Source organism: Candidatus Aenigmatarchaeota archaeon, from assembly GCA_016932615.1.
In the GTDB taxonomy this organism is placed as follows: Archaea; Aenigmatarchaeota; Aenigmatarchaeia; order QMZS01; family QMZS01; genus JAFGCN01.
The window spans coordinates 22978-40051 of sequence record JAFGCN010000007.1 but is presented as its reverse complement, the minus strand read 5'-3'; the positions used below and the strand labels follow the sequence as shown (position 1 = coordinate 40051).

Annotated in this window: 19 protein-coding genes; 8 read left to right on the top strand and 11 right to left on the bottom strand. The window is 46.3% G+C overall.

The features are described 5' to 3' along the window. Positions 1-50: 50 nt before the first annotated feature. The 4 genes from JW727_01165 to JW727_01150 are packed head-to-tail and all read left to right on the top strand — an operon-like array spanning position 51 to position 3988. Positions 51-497, top strand: a complete 447-nt coding sequence (locus JW727_01165) for an NAD(P)H-dependent oxidoreductase subunit E (protein MBN2094634.1) — start codon at positions 51-53, stop codon at positions 495-497. Positions 498-499: 2 nt separating this feature from the next. Beyond that, positions 500-1612, top strand: a complete 1113-nt coding sequence (locus tag JW727_01160; GenBank protein ID MBN2094633.1) for an NADH-quinone oxidoreductase subunit F — start codon at positions 500-502, stop codon at positions 1610-1612. Next, positions 1603-3306: an iron hydrogenase small subunit gene (locus JW727_01155; protein ID MBN2094632.1), complete on the top strand. Its 1704-nt coding sequence runs from the start codon at positions 1603-1605 to the stop codon at positions 3304-3306. The genes JW727_01160 and JW727_01155 overlap by 10 nt, the downstream gene beginning before the upstream one ends. Positions 3307-3322: 16 nt before the next feature. Then, positions 3323-3988 carry a hypothetical protein gene (locus JW727_01150; GenBank protein MBN2094631.1) on the top strand — a complete coding sequence of 222 codons (666 nt, stop codon included), beginning with the start codon at positions 3323-3325 and terminating at the stop codon, positions 3986-3988. A gap of 3 nt (positions 3989-3991) precedes the next feature. Here the strand turns inward: JW727_01150 and JW727_01145 are convergent, their stop codons facing one another. From JW727_01145 to JW727_01130, 4 genes are all read right to left on the bottom strand, one after another. Next, positions 3992-5332 (bottom strand): M20/M25/M40 family metallo-hydrolase, encoded by a 1341-nt coding sequence (locus JW727_01145; protein ID MBN2094630.1) that lies wholly within the window; start codon positions 5330-5332, stop codon positions 3992-3994. A gap of 6 nt (positions 5333-5338) precedes the next feature. After that, positions 5339-5941, bottom strand: a complete 603-nt coding sequence (locus JW727_01140; GenBank protein ID MBN2094629.1) for a hypothetical protein — start codon at positions 5939-5941, stop codon at positions 5339-5341. Between the two features lie 65 nt (positions 5942-6006). Beyond that, positions 6007-6354, bottom strand: a complete 348-nt coding sequence (locus JW727_01135; protein ID MBN2094628.1) for a DUF86 domain-containing protein — start codon at positions 6352-6354, stop codon at positions 6007-6009. Further along, a complete protein-coding gene (locus tag JW727_01130; GenBank protein MBN2094627.1) occupies positions 6351-6626 on the bottom strand; it encodes a nucleotidyltransferase family protein in 276 nt (91 codons plus the stop codon). Before JW727_01130 ends, JW727_01135 begins: the two co-directional genes overlap by 4 nt. A gap of 119 nt (positions 6627-6745) precedes the next feature. On the opposite strand from JW727_01130, the gene JW727_01125 reads away from it, so the two are divergent. Further along, positions 6746-9655, top strand: a complete 2910-nt coding sequence (locus tag JW727_01125; protein MBN2094626.1) for an N-6 DNA methylase — start codon at positions 6746-6748, stop codon at positions 9653-9655. Positions 9656-9676: 21 nt separating this feature from the next. On the opposite strand, the gene JW727_01120 is transcribed toward JW727_01125, so the two are convergent. Beyond that, positions 9677-9985, bottom strand: coding sequence for a DUF2283 domain-containing protein (locus tag JW727_01120; GenBank protein MBN2094625.1), 309 nt, complete (start codon positions 9983-9985; stop codon positions 9677-9679). A gap of 23 nt (positions 9986-10008) precedes the next feature. Here JW727_01120 and JW727_01115 point away from each other — a divergent pair, with 23 nt between their 5' ends. Further along, entirely contained in the window at positions 10009-10341 is a 333-nt protein-coding gene (locus JW727_01115; protein MBN2094624.1) for a hypothetical protein, read from the top strand. A 170-nt stretch (positions 10342-10511) separates the two neighbouring features. Next, positions 10512-11903, top strand: coding sequence for an MBL fold metallo-hydrolase (locus tag JW727_01110; protein MBN2094623.1), 1392 nt, complete (start codon positions 10512-10514; stop codon positions 11901-11903). On the opposite strand, the gene JW727_01105 is transcribed toward JW727_01110, so the two are convergent. The 6 genes from JW727_01105 to JW727_01080 all read right to left on the bottom strand — a co-directional run bounded on the left by JW727_01105 (position 11904) and on the right by JW727_01080 (position 16601). After that, positions 11904-13766 carry a beta-CASP ribonuclease aCPSF1 gene (locus JW727_01105; GenBank protein ID MBN2094622.1) on the bottom strand — a complete coding sequence of 621 codons (1863 nt, stop codon included), beginning with the start codon at positions 13764-13766 and terminating at the stop codon, positions 11904-11906. It lies immediately after the preceding gene. 84 nt (positions 13767-13850) lie between these two features. Continuing rightward, positions 13851-14690, bottom strand: a complete 840-nt coding sequence (locus JW727_01100; protein MBN2094621.1) for a hypothetical protein — start codon at positions 14688-14690, stop codon at positions 13851-13853. A gap of 18 nt (positions 14691-14708) precedes the next feature. Next, entirely contained in the window at positions 14709-15242 is a 534-nt protein-coding gene (locus tag JW727_01095; GenBank protein ID MBN2094620.1) for an HD domain-containing protein, read from the bottom strand. A 10-nt stretch (positions 15243-15252) separates the two neighbouring features. After that, positions 15253-15468, bottom strand: coding sequence for a hypothetical protein (locus tag JW727_01090; GenBank protein MBN2094619.1), 216 nt, complete (start codon positions 15466-15468; stop codon positions 15253-15255). Positions 15469-15478: 10 nt separating this feature from the next. Continuing rightward, positions 15479-15865 (bottom strand): hypothetical protein, encoded by a 387-nt coding sequence (locus JW727_01085; protein ID MBN2094618.1) that lies wholly within the window; start codon positions 15863-15865, stop codon positions 15479-15481. A 16-nt stretch (positions 15866-15881) separates the two neighbouring features. Beyond that, positions 15882-16601 (bottom strand): isoprenylcysteine carboxylmethyltransferase family protein, encoded by a 720-nt coding sequence (locus tag JW727_01080; GenBank protein MBN2094617.1) that lies wholly within the window; start codon positions 16599-16601, stop codon positions 15882-15884. A 56-nt stretch (positions 16602-16657) separates the two neighbouring features. Here JW727_01080 and JW727_01075 point away from each other — a divergent pair, with 56 nt between their 5' ends. Beyond that, positions 16658-16981, top strand: a complete 324-nt coding sequence (locus tag JW727_01075; protein MBN2094616.1) for a hypothetical protein — start codon at positions 16658-16660, stop codon at positions 16979-16981. Positions 16982-17074: the final 93 nt, after the last annotated feature.

The window sequence follows — 17074 nt, the reverse complement described above, 5'->3', positions numbered from 1 at the left end:
CAAGCAGTAATTTTTGACTTCCTGGGAACTCTTTAATAATTTACTAATTTATGGGGAAACTGGATTTGCTCATCAAATCCTGCAGGAATGGCGAAATCGAGCTTTTAACCGTTCTTGAGGAGATTGTCCGGCAGGAGGGATATGTTTCTTTTGAAAAGCTTGACAAGGTAAGCCGTGGCCTTGGAATGCCTTTAGCAAAGCTTTATGGGGTTGCCAGCTTTTATGCTTTTCTTCCGACAAAAAAGTGCGGACAGCATATTATACGCGTTTGTGGGAGCCCTTCCTGCTACCTGAATAAGTCCTTCACGCTTCTTGACTTTCTTAAAAAAGAGCTGGGGGTGAAGCTTGGAGATACGACAACCGACGGAAAATTCACGCTTGAGAAGGCGTCATGCCTTGGGCAGTGCGACAAGGCCCCCTCAATGATGGTTGACGGCAAGGTTTACACGAACCTTACTGAGGAAAAAATACGGCAGATTCTTGCCGGGCTTGATTGAATATGCAACTGCTAACTAACACTTGCTGGAGGGGCTATGAAAAAGCGCTCAAGAGAAGCCCGAAAAAGGTTATAGGGCTGGTAAAGGAGTCAGGGCTTCGCGGCAGAAGCGGCTCGAATTATCCTACGGGACAGAAGTGGGAGTCGATGGGAAAAGGCGAGCGCTACCTTGTATGCAATGCGGATGAGGGCGAGCCGGGAACGTTTAAGGACAGGTTCATAATGGAAAATAATCCTTCACTTCTTATTGAGGGAATGGCGATTGCCGCCTACGCAATGGGAATCCGGCGGGCGTGGATTTACCTCCGGGGGGAATATTCCTACATTCGGCCAAAGCTTGAAGCCGAGATAAAAAAATCCTCTTCACGGCTGAAGAAGATTGGGCTTAGGATTACGGTTGTGCTTGGAGCCGGGGCGTACCTCTGCGGCGAGGAGTCGGCAATTCTCGAATCCATGGAGGGAAACCGCCCCATCGTAAGAAGGAAGCCCCCTTATCCTGTTCAGGCAGGTCTGAATGGTCGGCCTACCTGCGTCAACAATGTCGAAACCCTGGCAACTATTCCCCTGATACTTGACGGAACGTGGAACCCAGAGCTTACCGTTGTGTGCCTTTCAGGAGACCTTCAGGCCCCGGGAGTTTATGAGGCCAAGCTTGGAACTCCCCTTGGTGAGATTATCGCAATGGGAAAGCCAAAAGAGGAGCCAAAGGCAGTTTATTTTGGGGCGTCGGCTGGGTGCCTTCCATACAAAAATTTCAGGAAGATGCCTTTTGATGAAAAAAGCTTTTCCGGAACCGGCGCTATGATGGGCTCAAGAGCCCTTATCGTGGTGGGTCAGAATCGGAGCATACCGGAAGTGTCCAAGATATTTGCCGAGTTTTTTGTCCATGAGTCCTGCGGCTATTGCACTCCGTGCAGGGAGGGAAATTTCCGCGTTCTTGAAGCGCTCAGGAAAATGCGCGACAAGAAGTCGTGCAGGTCTGACCTTAAAATAATACAGGCGCTTGTGCCAGATATCCGTGACACGTCTTACTGCACGCTTGGGCGGTTTTCGACAACCCACCTTGAGTGCGCGCTCAGGTATTTCAAAAAAGAATTCCTTGAAGTATGCAGGTAAAAATCGATGGAAAAAGGGTGTTTGCAAAAGATGGAGAGACAATTCTCGAGGTTGCCAAAAGAATCGGCATAAGCATACCTACACTTTGCTACCATCCCGACCTCAAGCCGGAAGGGCGGTGCAGGATATGCATCGTTGAAGCAGACGGAAAGCTTGTAACGTCTTGCAATACTCCGGTAAGGGAAGGGATGGAAGTTCTGACCCATACGAAGCGGGTGACTGATGCAAGAAAGCTGAATGCGGAGCTTTTGCACGGAAATGCGCATAGCGACAATGACGTGGAGATTACCAAGGTCTTTCGGGAGCTTGGAATAGAAAAGACAATGTTTGGCTCTTCAAGCATTTCTTCCTGCAAGAGGGCGGTTCCTCTGGAGCGGGAAGGCCGGCTTTGCGTCCTTTGCGGAAGGTGCGCCCAGGTCTGCTCCAGGATTCAGGGAATAGAGAACATTGATGTTGTGAACCGGAGCGTCTGCTCATCCATAACCACCCCTTACAATACGCCGATGCTCGAATCGCCATGCACTTTCTGCGGCCAATGCGCGCTCTACTGCCCGACAACCGCTCTCCGGGAAAGGGCGCTGAGCGAAAAGCTTGTAAGAACGATAGATGAGATGGCACTGGATATCTCGCACAAGAAAAAGTTTTATGTAGTGCAGACCGCGCCTGCGGTCAGGGCGTCGCTAGGCGAGATGTTTGGCATGGCTCCAGGCACTTTGGTAAAGGGAAAGATGGTCTCCGCCCTTAAAAAAATTGGCTTTGACAAGGTGTTTGACACGAACTTTGCGGCAGACCTTACTATAATGGAGGAAGCAAATGAATTTCTGGAGAGGTACAAAAAGAAGAAAAACCTGCCGCTTATTACTTCCTGCTGCCCTTCCTGGATTGTTTTTGCCGAGCAGAATTACCCGCATCTGTTTAAGCATATCTCATCATGCAAGTCGCCACAGCAGATGTTCGGGGCAGTAGCCAAAAATTACTACGCAAAGCTTCTTGGAAAAGATGCTAAAGGTATCTTCGTGGCGTCGATAATGCCGTGCGTTGCAAAGAAGCTTGAAGCGGCAAGGCCCGAAATGAGGACAACCGGCTCGCCGGATGTTGACCTTGTTCTGACTACCCGGGAACTTGGTCGGGTCATTAAGTCCAAGGGAATAGAATTTTCAAAGTTGCCTGACGGGGATTACGACACGCCGCTTGGCTCTTCAAGCGGAGGGGCCGCCCTTTTTGGAGTCACTGGCGGCGTGATGGAGGCGGCGCTAAGGGTTGCCTATGAGGAGCTTACCGGAAAATCCCTGAATAAGCTGGACTTTACTTCTGTTCGCGGGCTCGATGGAATCAGGGAAGCGGAAATTTCTATTGCCGGAGAGCGCATAAAGGTTGCTATTGTCCACACCTTAGGAAACATCAGGAAGTTTTTCGACGGCGGGCAGTGGAAGAAATATCACTTTATCGAGGTCATGGCGTGCCCTGGCGGATGCATCGGGGGCGGTGGTCAGCCGAGGCCCACTACAAATGAGATTCGGCTCAAGAGAATGGAGGCGCTTTACAAGGAAGATAAGGGGCTTTCCATAAGAATTTCAAGCCACAACCCGGACATCCAGACGCTTTACAAGGACTTCCTGGGAAAGCCGCTAAGCAAAAAAGCCGAAAAGCTTCTTCATACCAAGTACCACAAAAGGAAGCCAAGGTATTTCTGAGGTTTCCCTATAAGTTATGGCGAAAGAAGCAAGCCCTGTTTCTGAAACAAGTCATCCTGATTGGTCTGGCCTCCAGTTGAATCTTGAAAAAGGATATTCTGGCGGTTCAAATGGCGCATATCGGCATAGCGTTTCAATGCATGAGTACCTTAATAGAACTCTTGGGCAGGAAGTGGCTGACAAACTCTATGCTGTTAAGGATAGGCTTGGAATGGAGGTTGACGAGGGAATCATGCCTCTTGTCGGAGCATTATGGAAGTCAGGATATTCCACGCAAGCTTCGTGCGAAGGGCATTCAGACCGTGGCAGAAAGTATCCCTGGGTAGATGTTTCTGCAGAAGGGGATATAGAAAAACTCAAGCAAATTGTTGAAGCATATAACAAGACTCATGATTTAAAATGGCAGGTTGTTCCATTATTTTATTCAGGAGAAGGCAGCGAAAAAAAGGTTTGCACTTATCAGCTCAAGCCTGTTACCGGGCAAGTCAGGACTTTTCAGGAGCTTTTTGAGCTAAGGCCTTCTGATTTTAGTGAAGAAGAGCGAAAAAAGCTCGAAGATTCAAATTATAAGGTTCCAGAAGGGATTTACAATCCTTTGCCTGAAGAGAAATTGCCGGAGGCAGTACAATCGGCAGTGGACCTGGCGCAGTTTATATTGGACGCTGAGGAACAGAAGCAATAATAGCTAATCCCGTGAGTAAATTCTCTCAAGCGCATCAATCCCCTTCCAGAAGTTAATCTCTGAGAAGTTCTCGTTTGGGGCGTGCATGTTGCACCCGGGGTTTGCAAAGCCCGTGAGGATTACGGGCTTTTTGAGGAGGCGCTGCAGGATTTCCGCTGCCGGAATGCTTGCTCCGTCCCTGTTAAGCAGGGTTTCTTTTCCGAAAACTTCGCTGAGAACCCTTGCTGTGCTTTTTATGAAGGGGCTATTGGGTGGTGTGTAGAATGGGGCTGCTTTGCCAAGCAATTCAAGCTTAAATCTGGCTTCTTTTGGAACATTTTTTTCCACGAATCTTCTTACAAGCTTTTCCATGCGTTCTGGAGTTTGGCGCTCTACAAGGCGGAAGGAGAACTTTGCTGTAGCGGAATGCGGGATTATTGTCTTTGCGCCTTCTCCAGTGTAGCCGGAGAAGATGCCGTTTATGTCCATCGAGGGGCGAGCTTTTGACGAGAGGTGCGGCTCTTTTTTGTCAGAGTAGCACATTTCAAAGACCTCTGCCTCTTCTTTTTCTTTGGCTCTATGGAAGGTCTTCCTGAGGAGGCGGGATTCTTTTGGGCTTACTTTTTTTAATTCCTTGTAGAACCCCGGAATGTTTATCAGGCCCGTTTTAGAGCATTTCATCCGGGAGAGAATCTCGCAAAGCGCCTGCGCAGGGTTGAGGACAGCATTTCCATAAGTTCCAGAGTGGAGGTCTTTTTTCCCGGTTTTAATTTGCAGCTCAAAATAGACAAGACCCCTCAGGGCATAAAAAATTTGCGGCGTGCAGTTATGCTGCATTTCCACATCTGTCACGTAAAAGGCATCCGCTTTTGAAACAGTGGGCAGGGCTTTTTTCAGGAATTTTTCGAAATGCGCGCTTCCGGATTCCTCTTCGCCTTCAATGACAATTATGGTGTTGCTGTTAAGCTCTTTTCGTTCAATCAGGTTTTCCACTGCCGCAAGATTCTGGATAATCGGACCCTTGTTGTCTGAAACTCCCCTCCCCCAAAACCGGCCTTTGCTTTTTGACAGCTTGAAGGGAGGGGTTTTCCATTCTCCAAGAGGGTCTTCTGGCTGGACATCGTAGTGGCCGTAAATTCCAACTGTTCTTGCCTTCTTTTGGTTTTGGCTGGCTTCAAGCTTTGCAACTAACAGGGGCGGCGCCTTTTCGCCGCCATATTTTTTTACGAAAAATCCTAGTGACTTTAACTTTTCAGACAGGAATTCTGCGGCTTCCAGCAATTCGCGAAATCTTTTTGGGTCGGGTGAAACTGACTGGATGGAAACAAGTTCACTAAATTCTGAAATTACTTTTTTCTTATTCATCGTAATCTACTTTTGCCTTTTGAGCCGCCAGGAGTGAATCGGCCAGATTACCATTATTGCGGCTAGAGCAGTTCCCAGCTGAATCATTCCAAAAGCGGTAAGGAATGCGGCTGGAATGACCCCTATGGTGAAAAGTGTGTATGAGGCAACCAGAAGGAAACCTGCCTTGACTGTTGCTGCCATTGCGGCGCTGGTGACGAAGCTTTGCTTTTTCTTGATGTGAAGCGACTTTATTCCGTAAACAAGGAGCGCGTTTCCTATCCAGATAAACGGAAGCATGAAGAGCAGGTATTTTGTAAGCGAGCCGAAAAGCACGCCCTGCGCCAAAGTGGCGATGCTTGGAAGGAAAATTACCGGGAGCATCTCCTTTCCCTTTGTGTATAGGGCTCCGGTTACAAGCATCGAGTTTACGATTGTCCCCAGCATGAACTGCGATTGGAAAAGAAAGAAAGGGGTCATAAATGCAATAAGGTAGTATGCGCTAAGCTCGGCCATATATCTTGCCTTTGGCTGGTAAATTCCAGTCTTCAGATAAGTGAGGTTTTTTATTTCATCGCAAAATCCACATACTCCAAGCCGCTCAAGGAGGCCAACCTGGCCCTTTGCCATAAGTATATCCATTTATATAGATAATATTTACTATAAAAGCGCCTCTGGCTGCATGCAGATTCGCATCACTCTTTTTCCATCTTTGCCAGAGCCTTTTTAAGTTTAGGATTTAGCTTGGGTATCTCGATCTTTACCGCTTTCCATACAAGATTATAATCAATCCCAAAATATGCGTGTATTAGCCGGTCTCTCATGCCGGACATAGCTTTCCATGGAATTTCTTTGTGCCTAGATTTTATGCTTTCAGGAACGTGCTTTGAAGCTTCCCCGATTATCTCAAATTTTCTTATGACTGCGCTTGAAGTTTTATCATCTTTCATAAGCTCCTCAAGAGTTAACTCCCCGATAAACTCTTCAATGCTCTCTATTGCGGAAACGATATCATTCAAGAACAATCCAGGGTTACGTTTCATAGGCGGATAAGCTCTTCTTGGATGTTTTTCTCAAGCTCCTTTCTCACGCCTCCAACAGAGACCAAGTCCACTTTTTTCTTCAGCTTTTCTTCAAGAAAGTCGCCGAGGCTTACAAAATCAAAGAGTGTCGCGTTTTCCCTGAACCTGACAAGAAGGTCTATGTCGCTTGTCTTTTTCTGTTCCCCTCGGGCATAAGAGCCGAAAAGCCCAATTTCCTTTACCTTGTACTTTCGCCTCATTATCTCTCTGTAACTTGCTATCACGGACTTCATTTTCCTGACTTCTGCCGATTCTTTTATTGCCGCCTTTGCCATAATTTAAAGCCTATTTAATAGATAGAAACAGGATATCCTGCGCTTTCAATCGGAAATATTAGTTCAGGTGTTCTATTATGGAAGGCATCACCAAGAGCGGCAGCGAAAACCTTGTAAAGCTTCTTGTTCAGAAATACCTTGACGCCAAAAATGAGGGAAAGGTCAACAGATTTACGGAGCAGGACACGAAGTCAAACTTTATAGAGCCGCTTTTCGAGTATCTGGGCTGGGACCTTCGTAATTTTGAGGAAGTAACTCGTGAGGAAAAGGTGGCTAAAAAAAGGCCGGACTATGGATTTCGCATTAAGGGCGTGCCGAAGTTTTTCCTTGAGGCAAAGTCCTTTAAGGAGGACATAAACAAGCCCGAGTTTATCCAGCAGGCGGTGAATTACGCTTACCACAAGGGCTGCACCTGGGCAGTTTTGACGAATTTCCGGGAGATAAAGATATTAAATGCCGAGGTCAAAATCGTAAACCCCCTTCATTCGCAGTTCATGGAGCTCTACTCTGAAAGCTTCCTTGAGGATTTTGGCCGGCTGTGGATGCTTTCAAAGGAAAGCTTTGAGAAAGGGCTTCTGGACAAGGAAGCTGAGAGGTGGGGAAAGAAGACCAAGAAAATATCGATTGACAAGCAGCTTCTTTCTGACTTTACCCGTTTCAGAGAGCTTTTGTCGAAAAATGCCACAAAGCAAAACCAGAAGCTTAATGTGAGCGAAGAGGAGCTTGACGAGGCGGTGCAAAGATTGCTTGACCGGATGATATTTATCCGAAGCTCTGAAGACAGGGGGCTTGAGGGAAAGGAACTTATTTCCCGGCTTAGGGAATGGCAAAGCAGCGGCAGGGGAGGCCTTGACCGGAGCGTCAAGGAGCTGTTTGGGTATTATAACGCCCAGTATGACAGCAGGTTTTTTGAGGGGCACCTCTGCGACCAGCTTGAAATCGATGACGATGCCTGGAAGGAGGTTATCGAGGGGCTTTACTCCACGAAAGACCGCTCTGTTTCCTACGACTTTGCCGCAATCGAGGCGGATATTTTGGGGAATATCTACGAGCAGTATCTTGGCCACATCCTGAAGAAAACCGCCAAAAGGGCTAACTTAACCGAGAGCAAGGCGAAACGCAAGGAGCAGGGAATTTATTACACCCCGACTTACATTGTTGATTACATTGTCAAAAATACCCTGGGCGAACTCCTTAAAGACAAGAACGTTGATATAGAGAAAATAAGGGTTCTTGACCCGGCCTGCGGCTCCGGATCATTTCTGATTAAGGCGTATGACGTTTTGCATGGCTGCTATTCCAAAAGACAGGCCGCAAAAGCCCAGTCGAAGCTTGACCTGTCAGACGGGCTTGAGGCGACCTATTCCCGGAAAGTCAAAATCCTTGAAAACAATATTTTCGGGGTGGACCTTGACAAGCAGGCCGTTGAAATCGCCCAGTTAAACCTGCTTCTCAAAATCACCGAGAAGGGAAAGCGCCTTCCCACTTTGCAGAAAAACATAAGGAACGGAAACTCCCTTATAGACGACGAGAAAGTTGCAGGCGACAAGGCGTTCAAGTGGAGCGAGCAGTTCAAGGATGTTATGAAGGAAGGCGGGTTTGACGTTGTGATTGGGAACCCGCCATATATCAGAATCCAGACTCTTGACAAGAAAGATGTTGATTACTTCAATAACAACTACAAATCTCCCACGAAGAATTATGACATCTACATTCTGTTTATTGAAAAGGCACTCAGTTTAGTAAAGGAAGAGGGGTTAGTCGGGCTAATTTTACCCCATAAATTCTTTCAAGGAGAAATGGGAGAAAATATCCGGAAATATATTTATGAGACAAAGTCTCTTCATAAAATTGTAGATTTTACTACAAATCAAGTTTTCGAAGATGCAGCCACTTATACATGCCTACTATTCCTATCAAAGAAGAAAAATGATACTTTTTTATACAAGAAATTTTCTTTAGGGGAAGACTTTACTGACTTGAAGAATATCGAATTTGAAAGAAAGAGCGTTGAGTTGTTGAAAGAAAACAAATGGAATTTTGGCAGTGATGATACTCAAAAGATAATATCTAAAATAAAATCTCATAAAAATTCATTTTTGGATATTACCGAAAAGATATTCAAGGGTTCTTCAACAGGCAATGATGACATATTTCTGTTTGACCTTGTGAAAGAAAATAAAGATACCTCGACTGTTTTTTCAAAGCAACTCAATAGAAATGTAGAGATTGAAAAATCTTTGCTTAAACCTTTTGTTTATGGAGAAGATGTGCGTAGATATGCAACCTTGGAAAGTAAAAAAAGATTATTGTTCCCATATCACTTGACAAATAGTAAGATGCAGTTATTCACCCCCCAAGAAATGAAAGTAAAATATCCCATGGGCTATCGATACCTGAATGGTTTAAGCGAAGCGTTAGGAATTAGGAAGATTGAGACGGATGCGACTAATTTCTACAAGTATTCGGCAGCACGCAGTTTGCCAGAATATAGTAAGCCAAAGATAATGGTTCCCGATATGCTGATCAGCAACAGGATAACTTACGACGAAAAAGGAAATTTTTATCATGGCCCCGCTATCCACAGCGTAGTGTTTAGCGAAAGAGTAAAGGGACAAAACCCCTTGCTATATTTGGCTATTTTAAATTCAAAATTGTTCTGGTTTTTTATATCCAATACAAGTACTGCTTTGAGAGGTAATGCTTATAGATTAACTCCTGAGTTTTTAAATCCCTTCTGTTTTCCTACTATTGACTTGAATAACCAAGACAATCTTAAAGTCCATAATGATTTTGTGTCTTTAGCGACTAAGATGCTCTCCCTCAACAAACGGCTAAATGAATTGGGAGAGAAAATCACTGACGAGAGAAAGAAAATCGAGGAGGAAATCAAAACCACAGATAAAGAAATCGACTCTCTCGTCTACAAGCTCTACGGATTAACCGAAGACGAAATCAGGATTGTCGAGGAGAGTTTGGGGAAATAGTTTTTTAGAAAAATCCGGGCTTTAGGCGGTAAGGGCAGGCAACATTATCTGGCTTTTTATCTCGGCTTTATCCACTTTGAGGATAAACACGATTTTTTTCCCGCCTTTTGCGTCTGAAGCGTGAAGCTCCGCCTTCCTGATTTTCTGGAGGTCTTTTTTGTCAACTCCAAGGGCGGAGGATGCGTTAATTATCTCGAGGCCCACGATTTTTCCGTTTGAGCCGATGTCGATAAAGTAGTCCTCGAAAAGCTCCACACTGTAATCCACTTTTTCGCCCTCCCTGAAGACTTCAAGGACGTCGCCCTCGATGCTATACCCAAAATCAACCATAATCTATTTAGCGGCGTATATTTATGTATTTCCGGGAGGTCATCAAAAGGGATATTTTACCTGAAGACCTGCATTTTACGGCGCATTTCCTGAAGCGCCAGTCCCAAAGGCCGGTTTCAAAAGAGGAGGTTGCAGATTACCTAATCAACAGGGAGTTTCTATACGCCCAGTATCAGGAAGAAAGCGGGGCATATAAGCTCATATACAGGATGTCCGGAAAATATCATCTCATAATCGTTGCCGCAGCAGGCCCGGAACAAATCAGGATTATTACAATCATAAAGTCAAACAAAAAAGCTGAAAAGCTTGTTTCGAAAAAGGGCTTTTTGGTGAGCAGTTCCGCCAGAAAGGGCTAATTATGCCCTGCTCAGAAATTCTAAAATCAACTTTTCATATGCAGTGAGTAGCGGGTACCATGGCAGTCCAGATGGATTATGCTTTAAAAGGCGGCGGAGCGGGACTATGCTCGGAAAGCCCCGCCCTTGTGACTAATCAACTTATGATTTAAGCAGCCACAGACCTAATTATGGAAATCTCGGTTTTAGGCGGGAAAAATGAAATTGGCGGAAACAAGATTCTGGTCGAGCACAAGGGGACAAGGATTTTCCTTGACTTTGGCATGAGCTTTGCCCAGGCCGGAAAATTCTATTGCGAGTTCCTCCAGCCAAGAAAATGCGCCGCCCTCAAGGACTTTTTCGAGCTTGGCCTTCTCCCAAACCTCAAAGGGGTTTACAGGGAGGACTATATCCGCCACATGGGCCTGCCTAAAGAAGACAAGGCAATAGACGCTGTCTTTCTCACTCACGCGCACACTGACCACACGCAGTACCTGCATTTCCTGCGCCCTGACATTTTAATTTACTCGACAAAGCCCACAAAAATTATCCTTGAGGCGATGGAAAACACAGGAATAGGATCTTTCTCTGACTACACCACTGCCTGCGAGGCGTTTACTTTTTACAGGAATACCAAAGGCGGATTGTCAAGAGTTACAAGGAGAAATCAGGATTTTGTAAAGGAGAGAGTTTTTAACATAATGGGCGAAAACAGCCCGGTAAAGATTGGCTCCCTTGAAGTGGAAATGGTGCCTGTTGACCATTCCTTACCGGGCGCCTGCGCATATATTGTCCGCTCGGATGAGGGAAACCTGGTTTACACAGGAGATATCAGGTTTCACGGCTCGAATGGGGCCCTTACCATGGATTTTGTAAGAAAAGCAAAGGAAGCAAAGCCAAGGTGGCTTTTATGCGAAGGCACAAGGATTGACTCAGAGGACACAACCTCAGAAAGTGAGGTAAGAAGCAGGATTTCTGAAGAAATATCGGGCTCGAAGGGAATGGTTTTCATAGAGCACCCAATAAGGGACACTGACAGGGTTAATTCGATTTTCCAGTCGGCAAAGCAGAACAAGCGGGAGTTTGTAGTAAACCTGAAGCTTGCCTACCTGATAAGCTGCCTGGGGAATTTAGCTCCATTTTCCCTTGATGAAGTGAAAATTCTTATTCCCCCAAAAAGCTGGGGGCTTATCTGCAGGGAGGGATATGGCTGCGAACAGGTTGCCCAGGATTATAGCGAATGGGAGAGGCAATTCATTGGCCTTAAAAACTCGATAACCTACAGGGAACTCCAGAAAAGCCCGGAAAAGTTTGCAGTCTCCATGAACATGTGGGAGATAGGCCAGCTTGTTGACATCAAGCCAAAAGGCGCGCTATGGATAAAGTCTTCCTGCGAGCCGTTTTGTGAGGAGATGGAGCTTGATGAGGAGAGAAAGAAAAACTGGCTTGAGCACTTCTCAATAAGAGAAGCATTTGCCCACGCTTCAGGGCATGCATCAGGCGATGAAATAAGGGCATTAATCGGGGAAATAAATGCGGAAAATCTGATTCCAATCCACACGGAGCACCCCGATATGTTTTAGCTACAAAAACCTGAATGTCTCAAGGTTCCACGGCGCTATTGCATCTATCCCGAAAATCTTGCCTGCAGCATCCGCGAAGTTGACGCACTTACTCATCTCGCCGTGGGCTACTACAAGCCGCTGCGGCTTTTCCTTCAGGTGGCCGATGTAATTTAGCAATTGTTTCCTGTCTGAGTGGCCGGAAAGCCCGTCTATAGTTTTTATCTGGAGGTTGATTTCGACCTGCTCGCCGTCAGGGGTTTCGATGACCTTGTCGCCTCTCTGTATTTTTCTCCCGATCGTGCCTTCCGCCTGGTAACCGACGAAAACAAGCGTGTTTTTAGGGTCGGAGCCGAATTTCTTTATGTATTCCATAATCGGCCCGCCGTTTACCATGCCGGAGGTTGCCAGGACCACAAATGGCTTTTGGTCTGCGATTACCTGGTCACGCTCCTTTCTGCTTGCAACATGGATGAACTTGTCCGACTCGAATGGGTTTTTGTTTTCCTCTATAATCTGCCTCTGAAGCTTGTAGGACAGGTACTTGGGGTAAGTCGAGTGTATGGATGACGCATCCCAAATCATTCCGTCGATGTAAACCGGAAGGTCTATTCCATACTTGTCAAGTATTATCATTATCTCCTGGCCTCTTCCAACCGCAAAGCTTGGTATCAAAACTTTTCCGCCTCTTTTTGCGGTTTCCTCGACTGCGTAAACAAGGTCCTTTTCTGCGTCTTCAAGCCGAGGCGTTAGGTCATTAGGCCCGCCGTAAGTGCTTTCCATTATCAAACACTCGCAGCGCATGAATTGGGTGAATGCAGGGTCAAGAAGGTTTGAGACAGAATACTTGATGTCACCGGTGTAGATAAGGTTTCTTTTTCCATTTGAAATGTTGAGGTGGGTGATTGCGCTTCCAAGGAGGTGCCCTGCGTTCTCGAAAATAAGCCGGATGTCGGAAGTGATGTCAGTTATCTCCTTATATTTGAGCGGTATCGTGTGCTTAATCATGTTCTTTATGTCAGTTGAAGTGTACAGGCTTTTTCCCATGTCCTTTTGCATTATGTCTATCGTGTCCATCTGGAGGAGGGCTGCAAGCTCCCTTGTGGGGGTAGTGCAGTAGAGAGGCCCGTTAAAGCCCATTTTGTAAAGGTAAGGGATAAATCCGCAGTGGTCAAGGTGCGCGTGGCTCAGGATTATTGCGTCAAGCGAGTTTATGTCGAACTCGCCGCTGAGAAATATGGGGTACTGGTCTTCCCCTGTTGCGCCAGTAGACAGACCGCAGTCCATTAGTATTTTTGAGTTTGGGGTCTGGAGGAGGAAGCATGACCTTCCTACTTCCCTGCTTCCGCCAAGGCAGGATACGCGCCCCCATTTGGTGTCCTTGTTTTCAGCGCTGTAAATCTGCTTTCCGACGTCATTAAGGAATTTCTTCCGGAACTTCGAGCTTTCATACAAAACTTTCCTTATGGCTTCGACAGGCACGGACTTTGGGGAAGCGACTCTCTGGACAAATGGAATCCATAGCGTTTCCTTTTTTATCTCCTTTACGGTCTCCCCGCTTTCGCCAACTGCAATCTGCGGCTGGCGCACGCTTATTATGACTTTCGAGAAATCCGGCTCAAATGAAATGTCTTCAATTCCTGCGTCTTTTGGGATAATCTCCTTTATTTTCTTTATGGTGTCATCAGTTGAAGGGAGTGTGTCCGGCTCTATTCTTACCTCTATTCTTTTTTTAATCTGGTCCACAATCCCCCTTATCTTGTCTTCGCCTGTGAGGAAAAAATTGAGATTTCTCGTGTATACGACAATCTTGCTTCCCTCGTAGTGTATCCTGGCGTCGCTAACGTCAGGGAGATTTTGCTCAACGACTTTGATATAATCCATGGTTGGTCACCTTTGGAAAATTACAGTTATTTGGTCAAAGCCAAAACTGCTCTATAATATAATTAGGTTATTTATATATCTTTTCTAAACCCCAAATGCCCTGGCTGCGTTTCTAAGGTATTCATTTGCCCGTTCGGGAGCAAAGAGGGTGTATTTGTGCTTATTTTTGTTGAATTGGCTATCGGTTATTCCTTTAGGCCTGACCTGGGACCTTAGCCCACTTTGGGCATCGATTCCAAAGCCAGAACCAATGTAATCCATCAGATTCCGGATGCGTGAGTGGACATTATTATGGTCGAAGCTTCCTGCAAGTATTGTGCATACCTCAGGGAACTGTTCATCAATTACTGCATAGATGTCAGCGTAGACATTTGCATTTAACTCCCCCCCTTTTCCAAGTGAGGGGTCAACCAGGACATAGCTGATAAAATCGTAATAGGGTCTTATGTAGTCAGCCACTCTTATTGGCTCATATTCTTCACTTCCTGTGGCGATTTTTAGCCCATTCCTTGTGAGGGGGAGTATGATCTCAAGTTCTGGGAAGCTTGAAGCTATCTTTTTAACCTGGCCTTTATCGGGGCTATGCACATTAATCTGGAGGCCTTTGCAAAGGCCCTTTTCGTAAAGGGGTCTTAAGATGGGGTAAAGCTTTTCTGCAAATCCTTTTGGGTTTTTGCTGTCGTAGTGGAGCGCAGCAATTCCTAGTTTTGACAGGTCTTCAAAAATTCCTCTCAGCCGTTCCGGCCGGGGATAGCGCCAGTCACTTGTGTAAGTATTTTCGGGCTCGTGCGAGGAGAGCACGCCAGCCATCGGAATGTGGCTTTTCTCCATTGAAATCCCGGCTCTCTTGAATCCGCTTATCACCTGCTTTGCGTCTTCCTGGGTTGCTATGCCCGTAACCTCGATATAGGGCTTTTCTCTCATAACTGGGATTAAAAATTTCTAATTCTGGCCTGAAAGTTCCCGGGCGGTTTTTGTCTGGAAATGCTTAATGTAGCCCGCCCTTATTTTCTCCTCAGTCTGGCGCGCTTTCTCAGGAGTTCCCTGCTCTTTAGCTAGGTATTTCAGGTACTCTTTTTCCCTCTCCTTGTCAAAATGGTTTAATTTGTCGGAGTCCCAGAGGATTTTTGAGGCGAGCGTTGTCTGCTTTCCCGGGAGGCAGTGCTCGCTTAGTGCAGTGCAGATTTCGCCAATATCTGCCCCTGAAAGCCCAAGAGACTCAAGAAAAGGCCTTGAAAGGCGAGCTGCCCAGACGCCGTGGTTTTCTTCCGGGGTTTCAACCACCCACTCCTTTTTCCGGGCAATGTCGTGAAGCCAGGCAGCCATCACGCAATTTTCCACATTTGCCCCTTCGGCTTTGGCAAGAACCTCGGCGAATTTTGCGGTGGTTTTTGCGTGGCTTATTCCATGAATCCCGTCAGATTTCTGGTAGTGCTTGGACGCAAACTCAATCACCTTATCAACTATTTCGTTCATAACAATATCTCTATAACTTGCCTTTTGGAGAGGGCCGCTTCTTGATTTCGCCCGCTTGCTTTTTCCTTGCTTTCAGGGGAACCTGCGGGAAGAACTGGGAAGTGTAGCCGCAGCGGCTGCAGATTTTTTCGTTAAATGCAATGTCCCATGACCTTATGGCAATATCTTTGCTGCCGCATTTTGGGCAGACATAAACCCACCTTTCCTTCTTTTTGTCCGCTGCCATAATTAACCCGTTAGTTATTTGGCAAGGATACTTTTTGGTCTATTGGGGATTTGTCCTTTCTACCCCCATATTTCCCGAAAATGAAGTTAACGGGCATATCATTGCATTTAGGATAGAGCCCATCATAACTTGCGGACATAAACTTGTTGTTTTGGTAGTAGGTCTTGATGAGACCTATTCGTTTGTCTTCTAGTAGCAGGTCGTACTCAATGCAGCCAGAACCCATGTAGAAAATATCCCCCTTGTCTACGATGTTTAATCCCGGGTATGCGTAGCATAGGTGCTCTAAGAAATGGGAAATAACTCCTAGGTCTGGACCTTTGAGAGAAGTTACTTTCTGAGTATCCCAACAATTTGGGTTTTTTGGAAAGGCCTGACCAACACGAAACTTAATCATAATTACTGAAGGGCATTTATATAAAAAAAGGCACTCTTTCCCGATACCTTTTGTAGTCAGAGATTTTTTCCATTTCCTCCTCTTCCCTGATGCTTGCCCGAAGGTACATGTAAATCAGTATTGGCGAGAAGATTAAGGTAAGGATTGTCGGCCAGCCGAAAAGCCATCCCAAAATAATCAGGATAAAGCCCAGATACTGGGGGTGGCGCGAATAGGCGTAGATTCCGCCTGTCACGAGCTTGTTTTTCCTGACGCTCCTGTAGAGAGTCACCCAGCCGGCGATTATGAGCGTGCCGCCAAGAACCATAAGCCCCGCCCCGTAAGTCATGGCAAGGTCCATCGAAAATGAAAAGCCGGGAAGGGACACATGCGCGAAGTCGCCTGGGAGCGAAATTTCGGGGGAGTAGAAGAAGCGGGAGGCGAAAAGTAGCGTGAGGGGGATTCCGTACATCTCGACAAAGAGCGAGACGAAGAATGCGGTTGCAAGGCCGTACTCTGCCCAGTTGGCTTTCCGCCTGTAAGAAAGGGGAATGAGGAAGGCAATAAAGAGAAGGGCGCTGAGAATAACCACTGGCCAGTTTCCTACAATGACCTGCGTTATGATGTTTCCGGTCAGGTATGCCCTGAAGTGCGCATAGAACTCGGAGAAGAAAATGAAGGGTATTGAGAGAATGGCGAGAAGGAGGAGGCGTGGAAGGGTATTATTTTTGAAACTTGGTTTATGCTGTGGCACCATAATCAGAATTGCATTTAGATTTACCAACTACTAAAGCTTTCAAATCAACTTCAGTAATGGAAGAATACGAAGACTACGGGGACGAGATGCCCCGTGAAAGAAGCCCCGCCGAGGGAAGCGAAAGGCCGGGCTTTAGAAGAAGAAGTTACTCCAGGTTTGGAGAAAGAAGGGACGATAGGTTTGGTCGGAGGCCTGAAGGAGAAAGAGGCCGTGGAAGACCGAGGTTCAGAGACAGGGACGAAGGCGAAGGCCGGGACAGGTTCCGGGAACGAAGAAGTTATAGGAGACAGGAAGAAGAGGAAAAAATGCCCCCCGAAGTGAAAAGGGGGAAGGCAAGAGGAGAAACCACTCTTGCAAGAACTGTTTACCGGGGAAGATAAGATTTTCCCCAAAGATCGCTTGAATGTTTTGGTTTTTTTGCCTGTTTTTTAGAGTTATATATCGAATTGGATTTTCTTGCAAGTATATGCCCT

Bases quoted from the DNA above. Each gene is read 5' to 3' on its own strand.
- JW727_01165 (MBN2094634.1), top strand. From the start codon at position 51: ATGGGGAAACTGGATTTGCTCATCAAATCCTGCAGGAATGGCGAAATC.
- JW727_01130 (MBN2094627.1), bottom strand. From the start codon at position 6,626: ATGAAGTCCGTGATAGCAAGTTACAGAGAGATAATGAGGCGAAAGTAC.
- JW727_01125 (MBN2094626.1), top strand. From the start codon at position 6,746: ATGGAAGGCATCACCAAGAGCGGCAGCGAAAACCTTGTAAAGCTTCTT.
- JW727_01085 (MBN2094618.1), bottom strand. From the start codon at position 15,865: ATGATTAAGTTTCGTGTTGGTCAGGCCTTTCCAAAAAACCCAAATTGT.
- JW727_01095 (MBN2094620.1), bottom strand. From the start codon at position 15,242: ATGAACGAAATAGTTGATAAGGTGATTGAGTTTGCGTCCAAGCACTAC.
- JW727_01160 (MBN2094633.1), top strand. From the start codon at position 500: ATGCAACTGCTAACTAACACTTGCTGGAGGGGCTATGAAAAAGCGCTC.
- JW727_01105 (MBN2094622.1), bottom strand. From the start codon at position 13,766: ATGGATTATATCAAAGTCGTTGAGCAAAATCTCCCTGACGTTAGCGAC.
- JW727_01120 (MBN2094625.1), bottom strand. From the start codon at position 9,985: ATGGTTGATTTTGGGTATAGCATCGAGGGCGACGTCCTTGAAGTCTTC.
- JW727_01110 (MBN2094623.1), top strand. From the start codon at position 10,512: ATGGAAATCTCGGTTTTAGGCGGGAAAAATGAAATTGGCGGAAACAAG.
- JW727_01140 (MBN2094629.1), bottom strand. From the start codon at position 5,941: ATGGCAAAGGGCCAGGTTGGCCTCCTTGAGCGGCTTGGAGTATGTGGA.
- JW727_01115 (MBN2094624.1), top strand. From the start codon at position 10,009: ATGTATTTCCGGGAGGTCATCAAAAGGGATATTTTACCTGAAGACCTG.
- JW727_01100 (MBN2094621.1), bottom strand. From the start codon at position 14,690: ATGAGAGAAAAGCCCTATATCGAGGTTACGGGCATAGCAACCCAGGAA.
- JW727_01155 (MBN2094632.1), top strand. From the start codon at position 1,603: ATGCAGGTAAAAATCGATGGAAAAAGGGTGTTTGCAAAAGATGGAGAG.
- JW727_01135 (MBN2094628.1), bottom strand. From the start codon at position 6,354: ATGAAACGTAACCCTGGATTGTTCTTGAATGATATCGTTTCCGCAATA.
- JW727_01145 (MBN2094630.1), bottom strand. From the start codon at position 5,332: ATGAATAAGAAAAAAGTAATTTCAGAATTTAGTGAACTTGTTTCCATC.
- JW727_01080 (MBN2094617.1), bottom strand. From the start codon at position 16,601: ATGGTGCCACAGCATAAACCAAGTTTCAAAAATAATACCCTTCCACGC.
- JW727_01075 (MBN2094616.1), top strand. From the start codon at position 16,658: ATGGAAGAATACGAAGACTACGGGGACGAGATGCCCCGTGAAAGAAGC.
- JW727_01090 (MBN2094619.1), bottom strand. From the start codon at position 15,468: ATGGCAGCGGACAAAAAGAAGGAAAGGTGGGTTTATGTCTGCCCAAAA.
- JW727_01150 (MBN2094631.1), top strand. From the start codon at position 3,323: ATGGCGAAAGAAGCAAGCCCTGTTTCTGAAACAAGTCATCCTGATTGG.